Source organism: Buchnera aphidicola (Schlechtendalia chinensis), from assembly GCF_001648115.1.
GTDB lineage: Bacteria > Pseudomonadota > Gammaproteobacteria > Enterobacterales > Enterobacteriaceae > Buchnera_B > Buchnera_B aphidicola_N.
In genome coordinates, this window is sequence record NZ_CP011299.1 from 362418 (window position 1) to 387563 (window position 25146).

General features: G+C 24.6%; 19 protein-coding genes and 2 pseudogenes. 15 read left to right on the forward strand and 6 right to left on the reverse strand.

All coding sequences use genetic code 11. The features are described from left to right. Window positions 1-155: 155 nt before the first annotated feature. The 9 genes from rpmF (at window position 156) to XW81_RS01655 (ending at window position 7147) form a co-directional block, all read left to right on the forward strand. Window positions 156-320 carry a 50S ribosomal protein L32 gene (rpmF, locus tag XW81_RS01615; RefSeq protein ID WP_075474215.1) on the forward strand — a complete coding sequence of 55 codons (165 nt, stop codon included), beginning with the start codon at window positions 156-158 and terminating at the stop codon, window positions 318-320. Window positions 321-617: 297 nt separating this feature from the next. After that, on the forward strand, window positions 618-1559 hold the full coding sequence (locus XW81_RS01620; RefSeq protein ID WP_075474216.1) for an ACP S-malonyltransferase: 942 nt from the start codon (window positions 618-620) through the stop codon (window positions 1557-1559). Window positions 1560-1578: 19 nt separating this feature from the next. After that, window positions 1579-2295, forward strand: coding sequence for a 3-oxoacyl-ACP reductase FabG (gene fabG, locus XW81_RS01625; protein ID WP_075474217.1), 717 nt, complete (start codon window positions 1579-1581; stop codon window positions 2293-2295). Window positions 2296-2370: 75 nt separating this feature from the next. Next, window positions 2371-2604 (forward strand): acyl carrier protein, encoded by a 234-nt coding sequence (acpP, locus tag XW81_RS01630; protein WP_075474218.1) that lies wholly within the window; start codon window positions 2371-2373, stop codon window positions 2602-2604. A 72-nt stretch (window positions 2605-2676) separates the two neighbouring features. Beyond that, window positions 2677-3312, forward strand: coding sequence for a dTMP kinase (gene tmk, locus XW81_RS01635; RefSeq protein ID WP_154017309.1), 636 nt, complete (start codon window positions 2677-2679; stop codon window positions 3310-3312). Beyond that, window positions 3309-4304 carry a DNA polymerase III subunit delta' C-terminal domain-containing protein gene (locus XW81_RS01640; protein WP_075474220.1) on the forward strand — a complete coding sequence of 332 codons (996 nt, stop codon included), beginning with the start codon at window positions 3309-3311 and terminating at the stop codon, window positions 4302-4304. The genes tmk and XW81_RS01640 overlap by 4 nt, the downstream gene beginning before the upstream one ends. Before the next feature lie 24 nt (window positions 4305-4328). After that, window positions 4329-5126: a YchF/TatD family DNA exonuclease gene (locus XW81_RS01645; protein ID WP_075474221.1), complete on the forward strand. Its 798-nt coding sequence runs from the start codon at window positions 4329-4331 to the stop codon at window positions 5124-5126. A gap of 125 nt (window positions 5127-5251) precedes the next feature. Next, complete coding sequence (ptsG, locus tag XW81_RS01650; RefSeq protein ID WP_075474222.1) at window positions 5252-6685, forward strand: PTS glucose transporter subunit IIBC; 1434 nt, start codon at window positions 5252-5254, stop codon at window positions 6683-6685. Window positions 6686-6799: 114 nt separating this feature from the next. Beyond that, complete coding sequence (locus XW81_RS01655; protein WP_075474223.1) at window positions 6800-7147, forward strand: histidine triad nucleotide-binding protein; 348 nt, start codon at window positions 6800-6802, stop codon at window positions 7145-7147. A gap of 381 nt (window positions 7148-7528) precedes the next feature. On the opposite strand, the gene asnS is transcribed toward XW81_RS01655, so the two are convergent. Together asnS and pncB are read right to left on the reverse strand one after the other, a co-directional pair. Next, complete coding sequence (gene asnS, locus XW81_RS01660; protein ID WP_075474224.1) at window positions 7529-8929, reverse strand: asparagine--tRNA ligase; 1401 nt, start codon at window positions 8927-8929, stop codon at window positions 7529-7531. A 49-nt stretch (window positions 8930-8978) separates the two neighbouring features. Next, window positions 8979-10165: pseudogene (gene pncB, locus XW81_RS01665) on the reverse strand (nicotinate phosphoribosyltransferase). 252 nt (window positions 10166-10417) lie between these two features. Between pncB and pyrD the strand changes: the two are divergent. Further along, a complete protein-coding gene (pyrD, locus tag XW81_RS01670) occupies window positions 10418-11425 on the forward strand; it encodes a quinone-dependent dihydroorotate dehydrogenase (RefSeq protein ID WP_075474225.1) in 1008 nt (335 codons plus the stop codon). Window positions 11426-11654: 229 nt separating this feature from the next. After that, the gene (locus tag XW81_RS01675; RefSeq protein ID WP_075474226.1) at window positions 11655-13562 is read left to right on the forward strand and encodes an ATP-binding cassette domain-containing protein; all 1908 of its coding nucleotides are present in this window, start codon (window positions 11655-11657) and stop codon (window positions 13560-13562) included. 286 nt (window positions 13563-13848) lie between these two features. Here XW81_RS01675 and XW81_RS01680 read toward each other — a convergent pair whose 3' ends face one another. The 3 genes from XW81_RS01680 to XW81_RS01690 form a co-directional block, all read right to left on the reverse strand. Continuing rightward, a complete protein-coding gene (locus XW81_RS01680) occupies window positions 13849-14796 on the reverse strand; it encodes a rhodanese-related sulfurtransferase (RefSeq protein WP_075474227.1) in 948 nt (315 codons plus the stop codon). An 84-nt stretch (window positions 14797-14880) separates the two neighbouring features. Further along, entirely contained in the window at window positions 14881-17742 is a 2862-nt protein-coding gene (locus tag XW81_RS01685; RefSeq protein ID WP_075474228.1) for a valine--tRNA ligase, read from the reverse strand. Between the two features lie 76 nt (window positions 17743-17818). Next, entirely contained in the window at window positions 17819-19321 is a 1503-nt protein-coding gene (locus XW81_RS01690) for a leucyl aminopeptidase (RefSeq protein ID WP_075474229.1), read from the reverse strand. Window positions 19322-19897: 576 nt separating this feature from the next. Here XW81_RS01690 and argF point away from each other — a divergent pair. From argF to XW81_RS01710, 4 genes and pseudogenes are all read left to right on the forward strand, one after another. Beyond that, entirely contained in the window at window positions 19898-20917 is a 1020-nt protein-coding gene (gene argF / locus XW81_RS01695) for an ornithine carbamoyltransferase (RefSeq protein WP_075474230.1), read from the forward strand. 147 nt (window positions 20918-21064) lie between these two features. Further along, a pseudogene (pyrB, locus tag XW81_RS01700) lies at window positions 21065-22008 on the forward strand (aspartate carbamoyltransferase). Beyond that, window positions 21995-22459: an aspartate carbamoyltransferase regulatory subunit gene (pyrI, locus tag XW81_RS01705; RefSeq protein ID WP_075474231.1), complete on the forward strand. Its 465-nt coding sequence runs from the start codon at window positions 21995-21997 to the stop codon at window positions 22457-22459. The pseudogene pyrB and the gene pyrI overlap by 14 nt, the downstream one beginning before the upstream one ends. Window positions 22460-22531: 72 nt before the next feature. Beyond that, on the forward strand, window positions 22532-22918 hold the full coding sequence (locus tag XW81_RS01710) for a Rid family detoxifying hydrolase (protein ID WP_075474232.1): 387 nt from the start codon (window positions 22532-22534) through the stop codon (window positions 22916-22918). 249 nt (window positions 22919-23167) lie between these two features. Here the strand turns inward: XW81_RS01710 and XW81_RS01715 are convergent, their stop codons facing one another. Beyond that, window positions 23168-24988: a DEAD/DEAH box helicase gene (locus XW81_RS01715; RefSeq protein WP_075474233.1), complete on the reverse strand. Its 1821-nt coding sequence runs from the start codon at window positions 24986-24988 to the stop codon at window positions 23168-23170. Window positions 24989-25146: the final 158 nt, after the last annotated feature.

Consider the following 25146-nt stretch of genomic DNA (forward strand, 5'->3'; position numbering starts at 1 on the left):
TATAAATGACATTTTTTTATAAAAATTTTTAAAATTATTATTTATATAATAATCAAAATTTTGAACTAAATATAATAACTTATACATTACTATACTATGATTAAAGTATATAATATGTTTTATAAAAATGTTATAACATAAAATGGATATATAAAATGGCTGTACAAAAAAATAAACCTACTCGATCTAAGAGAGGTATGCGAAGATCCCATGATCATTTAAAAATCCCATCTTTATCTATCGATCGAACTTCAGGAGAAACACATATAAGACATCACATTACTGCAAAAAAATATTATAAAGGTATAAAAGTATTATAATAGTTGTTTGTTACATAATAAATTTCAAGTATTTTAAAATAGTGCTATTCTTAAAAAAATAGCACTTCTCTAAAACATTAAAAAATTTTAAAGTAGTTCGAATAATATTTTTAGAATACAATTACTACTCTATAACACATAAATGTATAAGTTCTGTTAAAATAATTAGTTTATACGAATTTTTTATCTAAACCACTACATTTTTTACACTTTTGAATTTGTATTTAATATTTTTATAAAAAAAATACTAAAAATGCAATTTCTTATAAAAATTTTTATTACAAAAGGAACGTCAATGTGCATTTACATGCTATATTGTTTCCGGGTCAAGAATTTCAAAACATAAACGTATTAAAAAATCTTATAAGAAAATACAAAATTATAAAAAATACGTTTTATGAATCTTCTGAATATATTGGATTTAATTTAAATAGATTTATAAAAAATAATTCGCAAGAAATAATAAACAATAGTAAATATATTAGGTTAATTGCAATAACATCATCAATTGCTATGTATAGATTATGGAACAACGCAAATGAAAAAATTCCAATAATATTGGCTGGACATAGTTTAGGTGAATATTCAGCGTTAGTATGTTCGAATTCTTTAAAATTTAGTGATGCTATAAAATTAATTTTAATTCGTCATCAATTTATGAAAGAATCTATGAAAAAAAAAATGGGAGCTATGCATGTAATAATAGGATTGAAAGAGCATAATATTGAAAAAATTTTAGAAAATTTTAAACATTTAGAACAAGTTTCAATAGCTTGTATTAACACTCCACATCATATAGTAATTTCAGGAGAGAAAAACATAGTACATGAAGTCAGCTTAGCTTGCAAAAAAAATGGCGCTAAAAAAATTTTTTATCTACCTATAAATCCTCCTTCTCATTGTATATTAATGAAAAGTGCTGCAAAAAAATTTTTAAAAGTATTAGAAACAATAGTATTTGAAACACCAAAATTCCCAGTCATCAATAACGTTGACGTAAAATGTGAAACTACTGCTCCAGCTATTCGCAATGCACTCATGAGACAATTATATAATCCAGTAAAATGGTGTGATACCATTACATATTTATCTAAAAAAAATGTATCAATTTTTGTAGAAGCAGGGTTAAATAACACACTAATTAACATTAATAAATTTATTGTTGCAATTCCTTCAGTTTCACTTAATAATAAAAATTATTTATTAAATCAATCTTTTAAAAAACCGAGTGAAACCTAAATATGAACTCTAAAAAAAAATTGCATTAGTTACAGGAGCTAGTCGTGGAATAGGAAAGGGAATTGCTAAAAAATTAGCTAGCGAGGGGATGATTGTAATTGGAACTTCCAGATCACAATCTGGGATAAAGATTATTAATAATTACTTAAAAAATAATGGAACAAGTTTCATTCTCAATACCGTCAATGTAAATTCAATTAAAAACTCTATCAAGAACATCTATAAAAATTTTGAAAATATCGATATATTAATTAATAATATAGGCATTGTAGAAGATAAATTACTAATAAATATGACGCATAAAACATGGGAAAAAGTTTTAAATACTAATTTGAACTCTCTCTTTCATATATCAAAACCTATAGTTCAAAAAATGATAAAAAAAAGAAATGGTAAAATTGTTACAATAGGATCTATTATGGGAAATATAGGAAATTGTGGACAAACTAATTATTCTGCATCTAAATCTGGAATACTAGGTTTTCATAGATCTCTAGCATTAGAAGTTGCTTCTAAAGGAATTTGTGTTAACGTAATATCTCCTGGCTTTATTGAAACTAAAATGACAAAACGTTTAACAAAATTTCAAAAAATGAAATACCTATCTAAAATTCCATTAAAAAGATTTGGAACGATTAATGAAATATCTGAAACAGTTTCATTTCTGGTATCAGATCGTGTGAACTATATTACAGGGCAAGTAATACATATAAATGGAGGAATGTACATGCCATAAAAATTTAAAAAATTAATACTTTATCTCATTATTAGTATACTACTTTAAAATTATTACGCGAAAATAGATACGTATATGAAAAATATAGAAAAAAAAATTGTAAAAATAATCTCAAAGCAATTAGGTTTTAAAAAAGAAGAAATTCATATGACATCATCTTTAAATGAAGATCTTGGTGCAGATTCACTAGATACTGTTGAATTAATTATGACTATAGAAGACAAATTTAACATTGAAATTACAGACAAAGAATCAGAAAATTTTACTACAGTACAATCAATAATTGATCTTATAAAGAAAAAATTTTAAAAAAATAACAGAAATGTACTATAAATTTTTATGAATTTATTAAAAGAAAACTTTTACTCGGAAATTGTATACATGTCAAATGGAAAATTTATAGTAATTGAAGGAATAGATGGATCTGGGAAAACTTCTATCTGTTATTTTTTAAAAAAATTGTTATTAAAACATAAAAAATGTCATGTAAAAGTTTTGAGAGATCCTGGAAGCACATCTATATCTGAAAAAATACGATATTTAATTAAAAATTCAATTAAAAACGAATATATGTTTTATGAAACAGAACTTTTATTAATTTATGCAGCTAGAGTGCAATTAACAAAACTAGTAATTAGTCCAGAGTTAAAAAAAGGAAATTGGATTATAAGTGATCGATATGCATTATCATCATTAGCTTATCAAGGAGGGGGGAGAAAGATTAGTAAAAAAAAAATATTATTATTACAATCACTATTTTTAAAAAACGTTATACCAGACATAACATTTTATTTAGATGTTAAACCATCCACTGGATTAGAAAGAATTACTAAAAGAAAAAATAAGGATAGAATAGAAAAAAACACGTTAAATTTTTTTATCCAAGTTAGACATGCATATTTAGAATTTATTCGCAACGATTCTAAAACTATTAAAATTAATGCCAATTATAATTTAAATACAGTAAAGAAAAATTTTAAATTAGAATTTTGTTCTTGGTTAAATGAAAACATATGAATTTATATCCATGGTTAACTATATACTATAATAATATTATTCATCAATTTAAAAAATATAAAAAAAATTATTCTATTTTATTGAAAGCACCCAAAGGAATAGGAATTGAATCATTAGCCAAAAATATCGGATTATGGCTATTATGTTCGAACAAAAATAAACGTGATATTCACTGCGAAAAATGTCAAAATTGTAAACTAATGTATGCAACTACTCATCCTGATTGGTATAATGTTAAATTAATTTCAAAAAAAGATATGATAGGAGTGGATACTATAAGATGGTTATGTAATCAAATATTTCATACTCCTAAAAAAAATAAAAATAAAATAATATACTTACCTAACATGTCAAAGATAACAGAATATGGAACTAACGCTTTATTAAAAATTCTTGAAGAACCTCCTAAAAATACATATTTTATAATAATTAGCTATTATTCTGATCAATTATTATCTACATTACACAGTCGATGTATGTTATACAAAATTTCCGTTCCGTCAGAAACTATTGGAATTCACTGGTTAAAAAACAAAAATCCTGGCATAAAAAAAAACATTTTTAAAACCGTACTTCGTATTAATAATGGAGCACCTATTTCTTCTAATAACTTCATTATTAAATCACTATGGAAAACGCGAGAAAAATTTTTTTTTGAGTTGAAACATGCTATAAAAAAAAACGACATTTTATACATGCTAAAAAATTTTAGTTTAGGATATGTAGAAAATAAAATTTTTTGGTTATGTACTATATTATTTGATGCAATGAAAATGAAATATAATTTTAAAAGCAATATCACTAATTTAGATCAAAAAGATATAATAGATAGATTGAAAAAAAAATGTTCCTTTACTTTATTAGATACTAGTCTAAGATCATGGATGCAGTGTAATTGTAAATTAACTAACATATCTGGAATTAATACAGAATTATTGTTAACCGATCAATTATTAAGATGGGAAAAAATTTTAACATTTCATATAAATTAAATATTTTTAAAAAGCGAGAATATTATGTTTTTTGTAGATTCGCATTGCCACATTGATCTCTTAAATTATAGTAAAATACATTCAGGAATAGAAGATGTATTACAAAAATCTATAAAAAATCATGTTAAACTGCTATTAGCAGTAACTACGTCTATCAAAAACTTTAACCATGTAAAAAAGTTTATAAAAAACAATAAGAATATATTGTTATCTTTTGGAATTCATCCATTACATATTAATCAAAAAAAATATAAAACAGACACTATAATATATTATTCTAAAGATATGGAAGTGGTTGCAATAGGAGAAACTGGATTGGATTACTATCATCAAATGGATAATATTGAATTACAAAAAACATTGTTTCGAAAACATATTTATGCTGCAATAGAACTCAACAAACCATTATTAGTACACACTAGAAATTCTATAAATGATACAATTTCCATCTTAAAAGAAAAAACATCAAATAAATGTAAAGGAATAATTCATTCTTTTTCTGAAAATGTAGATTCAGCAAGAAAGATATTAGACATGGGATTTTACATTTCTTTTTCTGGAAATTTAACATTTAAAAATTCCGATCACATTCGAGAAGTCATTAAATTTGTACCGTTAAAACAAATGTTATTAGAAACTGATTCTCCATATTTAACGCCAATACCTCACAGAGGAAAAGAAAATCAACCTTCATTTTTGTATGATACAGCATTATTTGTATCTAAATTAAAAAATGTGAGCATTAAAACACTTTCGGAACATACTACACAAAATTTTTTTAAATTATTTAAATTAAAACCATCAAATTTTAATGTTTTTTAAACGTTGTGTAAAATAAAATTATCAATATTTTCTGAACTAATTTTAAGTGAGCACATACTCTCATAAATACAATATTTTTTCTGATAATCACTTTAAATATAATAATTTACAGGAATTGAAAAAACATGTTTAAAAATATGTTCTCAAATCTCCAAAAAGTAGGAAAATCATTGATGTTACCAGTTTCTGTTCTTCCTATCGCTGGAATATTATTAGGTATTGGATCTGCAAATTTTAACTTTGTTCCGAATATTGTTTCACGTATTATGTCTGAATCTGGAGGATCAGTATTCGCTAACATGCCTTTAATTTTTGCTATTGGAATAGCATTAGGATTTACTAAAAACGACGGAGTATCTGCTTTAGCTGCTGTTATTTCTTACGGAATCATGACTAAAACGTTTTCATTAATGACTTCTATATTTTTAAAAATTTCAATTACAGAACTAAATCAACAGCATCTTTTAGATACTGGAATATTAGGAGGTATCATAGCTGGTTCTATTTCTGCATACATGTTTAATAAATTTCATCGTATTCAACTTCCAGATTATTTAGGTTTTTTTTCTGGAAAACGATTTATTCCAATAGTTTCCGGTTTATCAGCAATTCTAATAGGTTTAACATTATCGTTTATATGGCCTCCTATAGAACATGTTATAAAAATATTTTCTATATGGGCTGCATATCAAAATCCTACGTTAGCATTCGGAATATATGGCATAGTGGAAAGAGCATTAGTGCCATTCGGATTACACCACATATGGAACGTTCCTTTCCAAATGCAAATTGGAGAATATAGTAATTCAATAGGGCAAATATTTCACGGAGACGTAGCTAGATATATGGCAGGTGACCCTACTGCAGGAAAATTGTCTGGAGGTTTTATATTCAAGATGTATGGTTTACCCGCTGCAGCTTTAGCAATATGGCAATGTTCTCATAAAAAAAATAAAGTAAAAATAGGAAGTATTATGATATCTGGAGCGTTAACATCTTTTTTAACTGGAATTACTGAACCAATCGAATTTTCCTTTATATTAGTAGCACCTATATTATATATAATCCACTCTATTTTATCTGGATTGTCATTTCCTATTTGCATTCTTTTTAATATGCGTTCAGGAACTAGTTTTTCTCATGGATTAATTGATTTTCTAGTTTTAAGTGGAAATAGTAACAATTTATGGTTATTTCCCATTATAGGGGTGTTATATGGACTGACTTATTATATAATTTTTTATATAGCTATAAAAAAATTTAATTTACAAACACCAGGAAGAGAGAATTTCAAAAGTACATTATCATATAAAAATATAAAAGAAATGATTCCAATTTTAGTATTAGCTTTAGGCGGAAAAAATAATATTACTTCTTTAGATGCTTGTATTACAAGATTGCGCATTACAGTAGTTAATACATCTAATATTGATAAAAAGAAATTAAAAGATCTTGGAGCATCTGGTATACTTATTTCAGGGTTAGGAGTTCAAATAGTATTCGGAACTAAATCAGATAATATTAAGACAGAAATTGATAATTATATTTTAAACCATTAATACAATTAAAAAATTTTAGAAACTGTTTTAAAATGCTTTATACTTTTAAAAAATCAATACACATTCTTAAAATTTTTAAATATTTTTATAAAATTCTTATAAGAGGCATATAGTTTGAAAAACCAAAGTATTTTTAGCAAAATAATAAAGGAAAACGATTTATCTAAGATAATTTACCAAGATAAAGATGTAACTGCTTTTAACGATATTAATCCAATAGCTCCTGTACACATAATCATCGTTTCAAATGAATTAATACGATCTACTAATGAAATTAATGAGAAAAATAAGCATATATTAGGACATATGATGTACATAGCTACTGTTTTAGCTAAAAAGAAAAAGATTTCTGAAAATGGATATCGATTAATTATCAATTGTAACTCACACGCTGGACAAGAAATATTTCACTTGCATTTACATCTTTTAGGAGGAAAAAAACTAGGAAAAATGTTATTTTAATATACAATCTATAAAATATTTTAATAAAGTTAAAAAATAAAAAATATTATTATTATTTAATAAAATAATACATATTTTCGAATTTAAAATATAAAATAATAACATTATATAAAAAAGTTAATGTTTAATTTTGAAGACCAAATTTTATTTTATTTCCATAAAAATTTTAAAAAATTCAAAAAAAAACAAAATTATTATAATACTTAAATAATTTAATATTTATAATACTTAATCTATTATTGAAATTAAAATATAAATATTTAAATACGTTTAAAATTTAAATAAATTTAATTTTTTAAAAATAGAAAAAAGTTATTAAAAATTTTTTGCATTGTTAATGTTATTTACAACATTACGTTTTAAAAATAATAAATAAGATCATTAAATATTAAAATTTTTAATAGTTCTAGGGAAAGGAGAAACATCTTTCACATTTTTAACTCCTGTTATATAAGACAAAAAACGCTCAAACCCTAAACCAAATCCTGCATGTGGAACAGTACCGTATTTTCGTAAATCTCTATACCACCAATAACTATCTTTTTTAAGTGAAAATTCAGAAAATCGTTCATCTAAATTTTTTAGTTCTTCTTCTCTTTCAGAACCACCTAGAATTTCACCAATTTTAGGAACTAACAAATCCATAGCTGCAACAGTTTCATTATCTTTATTTAATTTCATATAAAAAGCTTTGAGAGATCTAGGATAATTTATAATAATAATTGGAAAATTGAAATGTTTTTCTACTAAATATCTTTCATGTTCTAACAATAAATTCATATTTAAAAATATTGATTTATTAGGAAATTCGTTCGACTTTTTTAATATACTTATGGCTTCTTTATATTCTATCACAATAAATTTTCTTTTAGAAAATTCTTGTAATCTAGAAATTATATTTAAATCCAACGTTTTTTTTAAAAATTCAAGATCTACTGAACATTTTTCTAATATAAAATTTACAGAATATTGAAGCATACTTTCAGATAACACTATTAAATCGTTTAAATTAGAAAAAGCAGTTTCTACTTCTAACATCCAAAATTCAGAAAGATGTCTGCTAGTATTAGAGTTTTCTGCTCGAAAGATTGGACCAAAAGAATAAACTTTTGACAAAGAGCATGCGTATGCTTCTAAACTTAATTGTCCAGATACACTTAAAAAACTTTCTCTACCAAAGAAATCGTGTTCAAAATTAACATTTGAAAAATTATTTTTAGGAACATTTGAAAAATCTAAAGTAGAAACTCTAAACATTTCACCTCCTCCTTCAGAATTTAATCCTGTAATAATAGGAGTTGAAATCCAATAATATTCTCTATCAAATAAAAATTTATGCAATGCATGAAATAGACCATTTCTAATCCTAGATATAGAACCAATAAAATTAGTTCTCGGTCTTAAATGAGAATGTTTTCTTAAATGTTTAATTGTATGATTCTTAGACGACATCGGATAATTAGAAGCATCTTTAACTAACCCAACAATTTGTATTTTTTTAGCATTAATTTCATATACTTGATTCCTTCCTAATGATTCTATTAATTTTCCATAAACAACAATTGAACAACCAACTGTTAATTTTATAATTTCTTGGTAATAATTAACTAAAATGTTTCGTGCTATTATTTGTATTGTGTGAAAACAAGATCCATCATACATGTCAATAAACGAAATTCCAGATTTTGAACTTCTATTGTGCCTTACCCATCCTTTAATTATGACACTCGAATTTATTTTAACCTTATTACTATGTAAATCAGAGATAGAAACTATATCCATAATATCACCCTTATTTATTACGATAAGAACTCAATAAATTGTATTTGCATTACAAATTAAAAGCTTCTTTTAAATCCTTTATAAAAAGTTTATCTAAACAAAATACTTTACCTGGACTATCTGACAATTTAGCAACTGGTTTTCCATTACATTCTATCAATTTTATAACGATATTTAAAGGATTTACGTTTGGAATATCACAAGTTAACCGTGTTCCTATTCCAAAAACTATATTAGTTTTTTTATTAAAAAAACGAAATAAACGTAATATGTTTGTAAAATTTAAATTATCTGAAAATAATAAAGTTTTTGTTAATGGATCAATTCCTAAAGATTGATAGTGACTAATAGCTTTTTTTCCCCATTTAAATGGATCACCAGAGTCATGTCTTAATCCTTGATAACAACTTGCCAAACTAAAATTAAAATCCTTTAAAAAAGAATTCATAGAAATACAATCAGTCAAAGCAATTCCTAACTTTTTAGGATATTGTTTCAACCAGACTTTTAATGCCATTTTTTGACTATTCTTTAAAACGGGACTAATTTGTTGATGTGCTTGAAACCACTCATGAGATTGAGTCCCTGCCGGGCTTATACCTAGAATTCTAGAAATATGATAGTTACTTGATCCTACTAACCATGAAAAATTATTTTTTAGAAACTCAACAACGGAAAAATGCACATTATATGAAAATCTTCTTCGAGTTCCAAAATCTATAATTTTTAATTTAGATATATCTAAATCTTTTGTTGCTTTATAAAAATTCACAATTTTTTTTTTAAAAAATCTACAGCTATTTTTGAATTAATGTTAGGAGATTCAGATTTATGAACAATTTCACTAATTAATGATAATAGAGGAACTTCCCATAATATTACTTCTTTCCATAATCCATGTATACGAATATATAATTCACCATTTTTATTGCACACGTTTACTTGCTTAGAATTATATCGAAAATTTTTTAACCATAACAAATATTTTTTTTTAAAAAAAGGGAAAGAAGACATGTATGTATATTCGTCATCAGTAAGATACAAATTTTCAGACATCATTTCAATTTGATTTACTAACGTATCAGAATATTTTCCAAATAAGTTGTGTCCTCTGCATAAAAATTGCGCGGAAACAGTAACATTATGATAATAATAGAAAATAGCCTGTTGCATATGAAACTTATAAGCATCAGTATCTAAAAAAGTTTTTAGTATTGGGTGGTTACATATTTTCATAATAAATTTTCAAATAACTGTTTATAATTAAATATTATAAAATATTTTAGTAATATATTGATATAATATGTAAAAAATTGTTTTATAATTATTATAATTTTTAATGTTTAATTTTTGATTTTCATATTCTAAAATCGTATATTTTATAAAATTATTAAATCGTAACTTTTTTCAATATAATTATATAGAATTGTAAAACAAAATTATAAAAGTATTATATTTCAAGCACATACATAATTTAGGTATTTTAATTTGTATAATTTAATTCGAAAAATATTATTTTGTTTTGATCCAGAAAGATCTCATAAAATAGCACTAAATTTTTTAAAATTTAAAACACATTTTAGAAAAAATTTTATCAGTTCTGGAAAAGATCTATGCAAACCTGTAAAATGTATGGGATTAGATTTTAAGAATGTTTTAGGATTAGCAGCAGGATTAGATAAAAATGGAGTATATATTGATATTTTGTCTATGTTAGGTTTTGGATTTATAGAAATTGGAACTGTTACTCCACAGCCGCAATATGGAAATGATATACCACGTTTATTTCGAGTCACTCCAGCTAACGCATTCATAAATCGTATGGGATTTAATAATCACGGAATAGAAAAAGTTGTTTCAAATTTAAAAAAAACTGTTTTTAAAGGTGTAATTGGAGTAAATATAGGAAAAAATAAAAATACACCAATAAAAAAAGGAATATTGGATTACATTTATTGTATGAAAAAGATATACCATCTTTCTAGCTATATTGTTATAAATATATCATCTCCAAATACAAATAAATTAAGAGAACTACAATATGGAAAACTATTTGAAGAAATTCTTTTAGGAATTAAACATACTCAAGAAAAATTAAGAATACTACACAAAAAATATGTTCCTATTGCAATAAAGATTGCACCAGACTTATCCAAACAAGAACTTATTCATATTACAAGTAATTTAATTAAATATGATATCGATGCTGTAATAGCAACAAATACTACAACAGACTTTTCACTTATAACAGGACTTAAAAATAGTTCTGAAATTGGTGGATTAAGTGGCAGACCATTACAATACAAAAGTACAAACATAATAAAAAAACTTAGTAAAGAACTAAAAAATAAAATTTCTATCATTGGAGTTGGAGGGATAGATTCACTAATATCAGCTCGAGAAAAAATAAATGCAGGAGCGCACTTACTTCAAATATATTCTTCATTAATATATAAAGGTCCAAAGATCGTAAAAAAAATAATAAAATATTTATAAAGATGTACTTAAAAACAATAAACACATAAACACAATAACTACATTTTAAATATAATGTTTAAATTTTGAAAACTTTAATATTTATATGTTTGAAACATCGTTAAATTTTATTAAAATAAATATTTTCTCGAAAACTTATAAAATTGTTAATTTAATACTAAAAGTAATTATTTGAACACTATTTGTCTAAGGCAATTATGAATAACAATAATTTTTAAAGAGGTATGCTATGCCATTAATTTGCATGCAAAATGCAAGATTTTCTATTAATAAAAATAAATTATTAAATAATGTGAACTTTCAAATAAATAAAAAAGAACGTATTTGTTTAATAGGAAGAAACGGGACAGGTAAATCAACTTTTCTTGATATTATTACCAAAAAAGAACTTTTAGATCACGGACTCATTATACATAAAAAAAACATAAAAATAGAATATTTAAAGCAAACTATGATTGAAGATCATGAAAAATCTGTATATGAATTTATTCATGAAGGCCTTGAACAAGACTCTGAGCATCTTAAAAACTACTTTTACGAATTAAATAACGAAAAATTGAAAAAATCATCACATAATTTGAAATTATTAACTCAATTAAAAGAAAAATCTAATAGAAACGAACTATGGAAAGAAAAAGAGAAAATTGAAAACATTATAAAAACCTTCGGATTAAATAGCAATTTGAAATTATCTTCACTTTCTGGAGGATGTTTGAGAAAAGTAGAATTAGGTAGAATTTTAATCCGAAAACCTGATTTAATAATATTAGACGAACCTACAAATCATTTAGACATAATAGCAATTGATTGGTTAGGAAAATTTTTAGTAAATAATTCTCAAAGTGTACTATTTGTATCCCACGACCGATCTTTTATAAATAAAGTATCCACCAGAATTATTAACTTAAATTCTGGATGTTTAATTTCATGGAGTGGAGATTATAATTCATTTTTAAACTTTCAAAATACTAACAAAAATTTAATCAAAATACAAAATTTAAAATTCAATAAAAAACTAGAAAAAGAAAAATTATGGGTTCAGAGTGGTGTAAAAGCACGTTCTACTAAAAACGAAAATCGAATTACACGATTTAAAAAAATGCTAACCATGGAAAAAATTAATAAAATTTCTGAAAAAAAAATAGACATTCTAATTAATGAAGAAAATTATAAAGGGGATATTTTTTTAAAATTAAAAAATATACACTTTTATAAAAATAAAACTATTTTAATAAACAATTTTTCCGATGTAATAAAAAAAGGCGAGAAAATTGCATTAATAGGATCAAACGGAAGCGGAAAAAGTACATTATTAAAATTAATAGTAAGAACATTACAACCAAAAATTGGGAACATTTATTCTAATCCTAACACTAAGATATCGTATTTTGATCAAAAAAGAGTTTTAATAAATTTAGAAAAAACTGTATTAGATAATTTGTCCTATGAAAGCGAAGAGGTTGTTGTTAATGATAAAAAATACTATAAATTTAAATATTTAGAAAAATTTTTGTTTTCAAAAGATAGATTAAGATTAAAAGCTAAAGAATTATCAGGTGGTGAAATTAACAAATTATTGTTAGCTAAAGTGTTTTTAAAAAAAAGTAATATTTTAATATTAGACGAACCCACTAATGATTTAGATTTAGAATCATTGAAAAATTTAGAAATCTCGTTAAAAAAATATCAAGGAGTAATATTAATAGTAAGCCACGATAAAACATTTATAAAAAATATAGCAAACAAATATTGGAATTTTGAAAAAAATGGAATAATTAAAAAATATTTAAATTTCCCAAATATAAATAGTACTAAAAATATTCAAAAATCATTCGAAAAAAATGTTACCCTAAAAACAAATTATAATTTATCAAAAATTAAAAATAATTTAAAAAATAAAACTTTAAATTATAACTTAAAAAAAGAACTAAAAAATATACCTAAAAAAATAGAACAAATAGAAATCCGAATTAAAAAACTACAAAATAAGATTAATACTTCATTTTTTTTTCATAAACCATTATCTGAACAAAAAAATTTTTTGACCCAATTAAAAATGGAAGAAAAAGACTTACAAAAACATTTTTCAAGATGGGAATACTTAGAAACACACAACGATAAAAACATTTGTGAATAAAAATTTACATAAAATTTATAATAACTTTAATTTTTAAGAATGAAAATATGTCGAATTTTAAATTATACCTACAATTTTCATGAAAACAAAAATAATTACTATTTATAATTAAAAATTTTTAAACTTTAGAAATAAAATGCTATTATCTTAATTAATAAATTTTTATTAAACTATATACAAAATTATTTGACATAACAACAACCAATGTAAGGTTTTAATAAACAATAAAAAAATTTCTTTAATTCTATTAAACTTTAAAATTCTTAACACTTATAAAATACATTATTTATATATTTTTAAAACGTCTTATATTCATACAATTTTCAGAACAAAAATTATTAAATTTTTTAGAACACTGAATACATTGAATAAATAGGCGATGACACAAATCGTTATAACAATTTTTATATGTATCACATAAATTTTCACATTGAGAACAACTTGATAGAATATCATTCGATACTGTTTCGCTCATACGTGCATCAAAAACAAAATTCTTCCCTCTAAATTTAATAGGAATGTTGTTTCTTTTGGCATCATTAACATATCCAATAATTCCGCCTTTTATCTGATATACATATTTAAATCCGTTACAAAGCATCCACGATGATGCTTTTTCACATCGAATACCTCCAGTACAATAAATAACAATTATTCGATCTTTCTTATTTTTTAAAAAAATAACTATGTTTTGTAATTGTTCTCTAAACGTATTCACAGGAAAATTTATTGAATTGTTAAAATTCCCAATTCTATACTCATAATTGTTTCTTATATCTAAAAATATTACATCCTTTGTGTCTAACATTTTATTAACTTCTTTAGCTTCTAAATATTTTCCAATATAATTCAAATCATATGAACTTTTGTGCAAATTATCAAATAAGATGGTATTCCGAACTTTTACACGTAAAGCCCAAAAAGACTTTCTATCGTCTAATGAATAATTAATATGTATATTTTTCAATTCATTACTATAATTATAAATAAAATTTTTAACACTACAATATTTAGCACGAGGAATACTTATTTGCGCATTTATACCTTCATGAGCAACATATACTCTTCCAAAAACATTAAAATTATTAAAATTTATGTACCAATCATTTCTAAATTTATAAGGATCTTGAATAAAGTAATATTTATAAAAAGAAACAGTGGTTCTAGGAGTATTATCACACAGCATATTATTTTTTAGTTCACTATTAGAAATAGAATTGTGTAAAATAATCATGATATACTTGATGCTCCAATGTTTTATGTAATGTTTATATAAATAATTTCGATAATTTAAATAATAAAATACAAATAAAAATTTCTAGAGAAGTTGATCCTTTTTTAAAAGTAACTTTTCCAAATTCATATTTAAATCTTTAAATTGTTTTTTTACATTTTTTATTATCTCTTGTGGAGCATTTTTTAAAAAATTTTTATTAAATAATTGATTTTTTATTTTTTTTATTTTTAAAGTTGTCTTAAGTATTTCTTTTGAAATCCGTTCAAATTCCATATTTTTAGAAAAATTACCTAATATAGGAATTAATATTTCCGATCCGAAAAATGAGTATGATAGATAAGATGATCTATTTTTATTATCGAATAATATTGTTATATCTTTTAAATACAAAACTTTTTTTAAATACTCTTTATGACTTTCTATTAACATATTAATTTTTAAACTAGTATTGTAAAAATATATAGGTATCAGAGTCTTATAAGTCAATTTTATATTATTCCGATATTGACGTACAATTTCTATTATAGATCGTATTCGTTTCATATCTTTCAAAACATTATTATCATTAAAATTTTTTTTGTACTTTGGAAATGAACACAACATAATAGTATTGACATCTTTTGTATTTAAAAAAATTCGAATTTTTTGCCAAATTTCTTCAGTGATGAATGGAATAATTGGATGAGCCAACCGTAATATTGATTCTAATACATATAACAAAGTATGCTTAGTTCCCACTAATTCTAAATCTGAACAAGATACAATAAATGGTTTTACTAATTCTATATAAAAATCGCAAAATATGTTCCAAACAAACTCATATAATACACTTGAAGCTAAATCAAATCGATAAGTATCTAAGGCATATCTATACTCTTTAACTGTAGTGTTAAATTTTAATAATATCCATTTGTCAGCTATCGAAAGTACCTTTTTATCATCATGAAATTTCATTGCAATATCAATATTTAATAATAAAAACCGGCTAGCGTTCCATAATTTATTACAAAAATTTCGATAACCAAAAAGACGATTAACGTTCCAATTAATATATCTAGTTGGACTAGCTAAAGCTGCACAAGTAAATCTTAATGCATCAGTTCCAGTAGCATTAATGCCATTAGGAAACATAATCTTAGTTCTTTTTTGAATTTGAATTTCCAATTTAGAACATAACATATCCTTTGTACGTTTTTTGATTAACGATTCTAATGTAATCCCATCAATCATATCTATTGGATCAATAACGTTTCCCTCAGACTTTGACATTTTTCTTCCATTTTCATCACAAATTAAACCAGTGATATATACTTTTTTAAAAGGAACTGTTAATTTTTTTTGCTTATCTGTCATAAAATGCATACTTAACATTATCATTCGAGATATCCAAAAAAAAATTATATCAAATCCACTAACAATAACATCAGTAGAATAAAATTTTTTTAAAAAACTTATATCTTTAGGCCAACCCAACGATGCAAGTACCCATAAACCAGAAGAAAACCACGTATCTAATACGTCATCATCTTGAATTAGTTCAACTTCTTTAGAAAGACTATACGTTTTTCTCACATGGCGTTCACAATGTCCAGCATACATATTGCCTTTTTTATCATACCAAATAGGAATTTGATGCCCCCACCACAGCTGTCTAGAAATACACCAATCTTCTATCTTACTCATCCAAGAAAAATATATATTTTCATAACTTCTAGGAATAAATTCAATATCCCCATTTTTTACAGAATCTAAAGCTTTCTTCGATAATGAAGAAACGCTCAAATACCATTGATTTGTTAACAATGGTTCAATAATAGCATTACTTCTATCTCCATATGGAATGGTTAAATTGTAATTTTCGACTTTTTCTAATTGATTATTCTCAATTAGTTCATTTATAATTAATTTTCTAGCTAAAAATTTATTTATTTTACGATATTTTAACGGAATTTCTTTATCGTATATGTTAGAAGGTTTACCATCCAAACAGTATTCCTGTACAGTATCAGAAATGTCACCATCAAGAGTAAAAATATTGATTATTGGCAAATTATGCCGAACACCTATTGCAAAATCGTTAAAATCATGAGCAGGAGTAACTTTAACGCATCCAGTTCCCTTATCCATTTGAACATAATAGTCTCCAATAATAGGAACAACTCTATTAATTAATGGAACTAAAACATTTCTTCCTATAAATTTTTTATATCTCTTATCTTCAGGATGAACAGCTACTGCTGCATCTCCAAATAATGTTTCAGGACGAGTTGTGGCAATTGTTAAATATTCGTTACTTATATCATCGTTATCTATATCTGAATTGTTATTTATCACGGTATATCTTATATACCACATTTTACCTATAGAGTTACGATTCTGAACCTCTAAATCAGATACTACCGTTTTTAATATAGGATCCCAATTGACCAATTTTTTTCTTTTATAAATCAACTTTTGATTAAATAAAATTATAAACGCTTGTTTAACTGCATAAGATATTTCAGGATCTAAAGTAAATTTTTGCCTCGTCCAATCTACAGAAATACCTAATCTACGCATTTGATAAGTAATTTTGTGAATAGATTTTTTTTTCCATTCCCATGCTTTTTTTATAAATTTTTCTTTTCCATATTCTTTAAGAGTCTTTTCTTCTTTTAATAATATTTTTTTTTCTAGAACTATTTGAGTAGCAATACCAGCATGGTCAGTACCAACTTGCCATAAAGTGTTTTTTCCTTGCATACGATGATATCGTACTAAAATATCCATAATAGTATATTGAAACGCATGACCTATGTGTAAATTTCCAGTAATATTTGGTGGAGGTAATATTATACAAAAATTTGACTTATTACATGAAAAATCAGGCTTAAAATAACCATTTTTTTCCCAAAAATCATATAATTTTTCTTCAATATCTATAGGATTGAAATATTTTTTCATTTTTTGAAAGTAATTAGTAAAAAAGTAATAGTATCATATTCAATAAAAATTTAAAAATTATACATCCAAAAATTTTCTATGAACTTTTAAGCATATTCAATAAAAATTGAGATAGTAATGACACAGGACGCCCTGTAGAACTCTTATTCTTACCTGGAGTCCATGCAGTTCCAGCAATGTCTAAATGAGCCCAATTGTATTTTTTAGAAAATTTGGATAAAAAACATGCTGCTGTTATAGCACCAGCGACTGCTCCTCCAGTATTATTGATATCTGCTACATTAGACTCTAAGTATTTATAATATTCTTTAAATAACGGCAACTCCCAAACTTTGTCATTACTTTGATCACTAGCTCTCTTTATATCATTTTTTAAAATAGTATTATTAGACATCAATCCGGTAACATCATTTCCTAACGCGACGACACAAGCACCAGTTAAAGTAGCAATATCAATTACAACGCTAGGATTAAATTTTTCAACATATGTTAACACATCGCATAGCACCAATCTTCCTTCAGCATCTGTATTTAAAACTTCTACTGTTCTCCCAGACATAGTAGTTAATATATCACTAGGTCGAAAGGATTTATCACTTAGCATATTTTCACAACCTGCTAATATTCCTATAACATTTAAAGGTAACTTTAATTCAGAAACAACTACCATAAGTCCAAAAACAACTGCTGCTCCAGACATGTCATATTTCATTTCATCCATTCGCGAAGAAGGTTTAATGGAAATTCCTCCAGAATCAAAAGTTACTCCTTTTCCTATAAAAACAACTGTTCTTAAATCATTTTTTTGAATTCCATTATATTTAATAATAGACATAAGTGGTTTATTTTTGGATCCTATTCCAACAGATAAATATGCATTCATTCCTAAATTTTTCATGTCATTATGATCAACAATTTTTGTCTTCATCGAATGAGGATGTTTTAAAGATAGTTGTTTTGATTTATGAGCCAAATATGACGGATTACAAATATTAGGTGGAGTATTCGAAAGATCTTTAGCACATTTTAAACCTTTTGAAATTGCCATTCCATGAAGAATAGCTTTTTTAGCTAATGATATATCGTCACTTTCTTTAATACTAAAAATAACATTTTTTAAAAAATTGAACAATTTTTTCTTTCTTGTTTTAAACTTATCAAAACAATATAAAACGTTTTGAATAGTTTCAATAGCGAATCTAATTTTCCAATATATGTCTAACTTTTTTGTATGCAAATCAGAAAAAAAATAACTAATGTTAGAAATAGGGAGTTTTTTAACAATATTTAAGCTATGTTCAAAGAATTTTTTATATATATCAATACCAAAAAATTCTTTTTTTCCACATCCAATTAAAATGATTTTTTTTGAAAAACCATTAGGAAGATTATATAAAAGTAAAAATTGACCTAACTTTCCTGACATTTCTTTTTTTTCAATCAATTTTCTAATATAATCATTAGAATTTTTATTTAATTCTTTAACAAATCCAAAAAGTTCTAAATCTTCAAAAAGTCCAAAAATTAAACAATCAGAATTTATATTATCAAAATTGCTGTCATTAATTTTATATTTCATATCGCTCCTAAAAATGCAAATATACGTTTGGATTTCATTAATAATTTTATAAATTATTAAAAAACTAAAACACTAAAAAAATCACTCGAATTAACATAAAATTCATTATGAAATAATAAAAATTAAAAAACTATTAAAAATTTCACATAAAAACGTTAATTTTTATTAACCAATCTTAAAAAGTATTTTAAACACTTGAATAATGATTAGTTCATTCATTGTAAATATATTTTAATTTAAATTAAAATTTGAATATGGTAATATCGTATTCTATAAAATTTTTATTAATATTACATAAATAAAGAAAAAAAATATACAATAACACATTTTACACTTAAAAAAACTTAATACACCATAAGAACTCGCATTAAAAAATAAAATATTTTTTAAAAAACCATTAATGTAATCAATAAAATGTTAAAATCTTTAATGTTAATTTTTTATTCTTAATATAATAATTTTAAATTAACAAATATGAGAAAAAAATAAACTTATTATCTTAATATAAAAAAGTTATAAGAAATTTCAACATTCAAAAATATATAAAAAACTGAGTTTTCGATTAAGGACAATAAAGTGAATTCGTTATATAAAAGAAATTGTCTTAGACTACTAGATTTTCAAACTTATGAAGTTAAGCACATTATTAACGTTGCTAGAATTTTAAAAAGTGCAAAAAAAAATAAAAGAGAAATAAAATATTTAAAAAACAAAAAAATTGTGTTAATTTTCGAAAAAGAGTCTACTAGAACTAGATGTGCATTTGAAGTGGCAGCATTTGATCAAGGAGCAAACGTTACATATTTAGGACCAGGAAGTACACATTTAGGATATAAAGAATCAATACGAGACACTGCTAGAGTGTTAAGCCGTATGTATAATGGAATACAATATCGTGGACATAGTCATCATGCAATAGAAACCCTAGCACAATATTCTGAAGTTCCGGTTTGGAACGGATTAACAGAAAGATTTCATCCTACACAAATATTAGCTGATTTATTAACTATACAAGAAACATTACCATTAAGAAAGTGTCTATCTGATATTAAATTTGCTTATGTAGGAGATGTAAGAAATAATATAGGGTACACTTTATTAGAAGCTGCAGCACTTTTTGGTTTTGATTTACGTTTAGTTTCTCCATCTCAATTTTGGCCGAAACTAACTTTTTTTTTAAAGTGTAGAGAACAAGCACAAAAAAATAATGGAAACATAATTTGTACAGAAAATATCGAAGATGGTGTAAAAAATGTGGACTTTATCTATTCTGACGTTTGGATATCTATGGGTGAGCCGGAAACAAAATGGAAGACTCATATCAATTTATTAAAAAAATATCAAGTTAACTCCAAAATGTTAAATTTAACTAAAAATTCTAATACGAAAGTTTTACATTGTTTACCTGCATTTCACGATAAAGACACTATTATGGGGAAAAAAATAATTAAAAACAATAACTTAAAATTTGGAATAGAAATTACAAATCAAGTATTTGAATCTAATTCAAAAATTATTTTTGAACAATCTGAAAACCGATTACACACAATTAAAGCATTAATGATAACTAGTCTTACACAAAATTTCTTTTTGTAAAAATTTAAAATATTTTACTATTAAAATTATTGAATCTAACATTAAATCATTAATATTTTTTAATTTAAAAAACGTTTTATATCTATTCCAAAATATAATATTAATTATATTCATTTATACTTATTACTAATAAGGAAAAAATTTAAAATGAATCAATCGTTATATTTAAAAAACATTATATCTATTAATGATTTAAGCAAACAAGAGTTAGAATTAATTTTAAACATTGCTAATACTCTTAAAAAAAAAATCATCTAAAATTACTAAAAAATAAAATTGTTGCCATTTGCTTTTTTGAAGCTTCTACTAGAACTCGATTATCTTTCGAAACTGCTATACTCAAGCTAGGAGCATCAATAATTGGATTTTCCGATGGAAATAATACTTCTTTTGGAAAAAAAGGAGAAAGTTTATCTGATACTATTTCAGTAATTAGTACCTACGTTGATTTAATTATTATTCGACATCCTAAAGAAGGAGCAGCTAGATTAGCATCTGAATTTTCTAATAAAATCCCCATTATAAATGCTGGAGATGGTGCTAATCAACATCCCACGCAAACATTGCTAGATTTATTCACAATTCGTGAAACCCAAAAAAAACTGAATAATTTAAATATAGGCATGGTTGGTGATTTAAAATATGGTAGAACAGTGCATTCTCTCACTCAAGCATTATCAAAATTCAATAATAATCGTTTTTTCTTCATTTCTCCAAATACATTAACAATGCCTAGCTATATTAACAATATGTTGCATGAAAAAAAAATTGTTTGGAATAAGTACAATAATATTAAAGAAATTATTTCTAAAATAGATATTTTATACATGACAAGAATACAAAAAGAACGTCTTGAATCTACAGAATATGTCAATATAAAAACGAAATGTGTCTTAAAAGCCATTGATTTAAAAAATGCTAAGAAAAATCTTAAAATTTTGCATCCATTGCCTAGAATAAATGAAATTTCTAAAGATGTAGATAAGACACCATATGCGTGGTACTTTCAACAAGCAAAAAATGGAATATATACTCGACAAGCATTATTAGCACTAGTATTAAATAAGGATATATATAATGAATCAAATTAAAAAATTAAAAGTCGAAGCAATCAATTGTGGCAGCGTAATTGACCACATCCCTTCACAAATTGGCTTTAAATTGCTAACTTTATTTAAATTTACTGAAACAGAACAAAGAGTAACTATAGGTTTAAATCTTCCTTCACAAAAATTAAAAAAAAAAGATATTATAAAAATTGAAAATACATTTTTAACAGATGATCAAATTAATCAACTCTCTATCTATGCACCATGTGCTACAGTAAACCATATTTATAATTATAATCTAATAGGAAAAATTTTTCCTACTGTACCTAGCAGAATAAATAAAATATTAGTGTGTCCTAATAGTAATTGTGTTAGTAATGATTTAGAAATTTCTTCTAGCTTTAAATTTAAAAAAAATAATAACGTTTACTTAATTTGTAAATATTGCGAAAAAGAATTTCAAAAAAATATTATTTTAATGAATCAATGCTAATACTTTTATTATATCATTTATGATAATTGTTTTAAAACTTAAAATTTTATAAACATTAAGAGAGAAAAAACTATGACAGTTACAACAAATTTAAATGAAAACTTTGATCCTATTGGCCCTTATAAAACATCAATACAAGTTGAAAATCTAATTTTTATATCTGGACAAATTTCTAAAACATTCAATAAAACTCAAAATAATATTATTGTTCAAACTAAAGAAATATTAAATAACATTAAATCTATTTTAAAAAACCATAACGCAAAAGTCAAAGATATTATAAAAACTACTATATTTTTAACTAATTTAGAAAACTTAGATTCTGTAAACAGCATATATAAAAAATTTTTTATGAAATATTCTAATCAATTTCCTACTAGATCTTGCATTGAAGTATCAAAATTACCTTATAATGCTTCAATTGAAATTGAAACAATTGCTTATAAAAAAAATAGATAACTATATAAAATATAAAAGGCAAAGAAATAATAATGTTTTCCTTTGCCTTGTTACTATATATTAGTTTAAATTTATGAAAAATGTATTTTTAATATTAGTAACTTTATTTAATTCATTAAATAAATATTATTTAAAAATACTAAAATTCTAAAAAACATATATATCTAAAATATAAATAAAAATTTTAAACTTTATTTAAGAAAAGAATGTTTAGCATATTAAATAATATTAGTCTCTAACATTTAAAAACTACTTAGATATTTTTCGACGATTTGATAATAAAGTTGTATTGTCTCTTGGAATATTCTTAACATTTTTTCTTGATTCAACTAATTTAGAAGAAGTACAATGTACATTGTTACTACGTTTTCTTTTTGCACTTTCAAAAGAATAATTTTTTTTACGTTGTACATTATAAAATAACTTTATGTTGATTGGTTTATTAAGTATTTTAGTACGAAATAACAATTTTAGTATATTTTTTGATAATTTTTTTGGAAGTTCAATAGTAGAATACGTAGAAAATAATCTAATACTCCCAATATTCCTACTGTTAATATCCCCTTCATTAGATATAGTCCCAACAATATGGCGAACTTCTACACCATCATTTCTCCCAACTTCAATTCGATATAAATCCATATTTCCACTTTCTTTATTTTCGCGTCGAAATCGAAAATTACTCTTTTTATCACTCCCATTGTAAGAACTTCTCGAGTATTTGCTTTTAGCTGATACATGCATCAACGAATCAGGCTTCATAATGAGCAGACGTTCTCCTTGTGCCATTTTTAATAATGCAGCTGCTAATAGTTCCATACTTATTTCATTTTCAGGTTGCAATTTCGGTAACAAATATCGATACTGGTCTAAATCTTTACTATCTAATTGTATATGAACTTTTTTAGAAAACTTTTCTAAACGACGCTTGTTTAATAATTCAACTTTTGGTAATGGAACTTCTGTCATAGTTAATTTCATTATTCTTTCAATATTACGTAACAAACGTCGTTCACGGTTTTCAACAAATAGAAGTGCTTTTCCTGTCCTTCCTGCACGTCCAGTTCGACCAATACGATGGACATAAGATTCAGCGTCCATAGGAATATCATAATTAATAACTAAACTAATACGATCAACATCTAATCCACGCGCTGCAACATCTGTAGCTATTAATATATCCAATCTTCCGTCTTTTAATTTTTCTAATGTTTGCTCTCTAAGAGACTGATTCATATCACCATTTAATGCAGCACTATTATAACCATTACGTTCTAAAACCTCAGAAACTTCTAATGTCGCACTTTTAGTACGTACAAATATAATAGTAGCAGAAAAATCTTCAGCTTCTAAAAAACGAATTAATGCATCAGTTTTTCTCCCGTATACTATCCAAAAACTTTGTTTAATATCAGGGCGAGTAATAGTATTAGATCGAATTTTGATTTCCTTAGGATTTTTCATAAATCTTTTAGAAATTCTTCGAATAATGTCAGGCATAGTAGCGGAAAATAATGCAGTTTGATGTTGAGCAGGAATTTTAGTCATAATAGCTTCTACATCTTCTATAAACCCCATCCTTAACATTTCATCAGCTTCATCTAATACTAAACTGCTTAAGTTAGATAAATTAAGTGTTCCTCTTTTAAGATGATCAAGTAGTCTACCTGGAGTTCCAACAATAATTTGAGGACCTTGACGCAAAATTTTTAACTGTAAATCATATCTTTGTCCTCCATATAAAGCTAATACATAAATCCCAATTAAATTTTTAGAAAAAAGCGAAAAAGCTTCAGCTACTTGAACTGCTAACTCCCGAGTAGGTGCTAATACTAAAATTTGAGGTGCTTTTAAATGTAATTTAATATTATTTAAAAAAGGTAGCGCAAAAGCAGCAGTTTTTCCACTTCCTGTTTGTGCCATTCCTAAAACATCTCTACCTTTTAAAAGAAGTGGAATACACGCAATTTGAATGGGAGATGGTTCTATGTATCCCATATCATCAAGCGATTTTACAATAGATGAATTTAAACCTAAACTAGAAAACGTTATTTTATCAATATGGATCATGCAAATGCATATGCCTCTTAAGTTACAGTGGCCAGTTTACATAACTCATAATAACAATGTTTTTTTATTTTCATTGTACAATGTTAACCGGCTCAAAAATAAATAATTTGGGAAAACACTAAAACTCTATGAAAGAGCTTAACAATAAAATTATTTTT

Bases quoted from the DNA above. Each gene is read 5' to 3' on its own strand.
- ptsG (WP_075474222.1), top strand. From the start codon at position 5,252: ATGTTTAAAAATATGTTCTCAAATCTCCAAAAAGTAGGAAAATCATTG.
- XW81_RS01685 (WP_075474228.1), bottom strand. From the start codon at position 17,742: ATGAAAAAATATTTCAATCCTATAGATATTGAAGAAAAATTATATGAT.
- XW81_RS01645 (WP_075474221.1), top strand. From the start codon at position 4,329: ATGTTTTTTGTAGATTCGCATTGCCACATTGATCTCTTAAATTATAGT.
- rpmF (WP_075474215.1), top strand. From the start codon at position 156: ATGGCTGTACAAAAAAATAAACCTACTCGATCTAAGAGAGGTATGCGA.
- asnS (WP_075474224.1), bottom strand. From the start codon at position 8,929: ATGGATATAGTTTCTATCTCTGATTTACATAGTAATAAGGTTAAAATA.
- tmk (WP_154017309.1), top strand. From the start codon at position 2,677: ATGTCAAATGGAAAATTTATAGTAATTGAAGGAATAGATGGATCTGGG.
- acpP (WP_075474218.1), top strand. From the start codon at position 2,371: ATGAAAAATATAGAAAAAAAAATTGTAAAAATAATCTCAAAGCAATTA.
- XW81_RS01715 (WP_075474233.1), bottom strand. From the start codon at position 24,988: ATGATCCATATTGATAAAATAACGTTTTCTAGTTTAGGTTTAAATTCA.
- XW81_RS01680 (WP_075474227.1), bottom strand. From the start codon at position 14,796: ATGATTATTTTACACAATTCTATTTCTAATAGTGAACTAAAAAATAAT.
- pyrI (WP_075474231.1), top strand. From the start codon at position 21,995: ATGAATCAAATTAAAAAATTAAAAGTCGAAGCAATCAATTGTGGCAGC.
- XW81_RS01640 (WP_075474220.1), top strand. From the start codon at position 3,309: ATGAATTTATATCCATGGTTAACTATATACTATAATAATATTATTCAT.
- XW81_RS01710 (WP_075474232.1), top strand. From the start codon at position 22,532: ATGACAGTTACAACAAATTTAAATGAAAACTTTGATCCTATTGGCCCT.
- XW81_RS01675 (WP_075474226.1), top strand. From the start codon at position 11,655: ATGCCATTAATTTGCATGCAAAATGCAAGATTTTCTATTAATAAAAAT.
- XW81_RS01690 (WP_075474229.1), bottom strand. From the start codon at position 19,321: ATGAAATATAAAATTAATGACAGCAATTTTGATAATATAAATTCTGAT.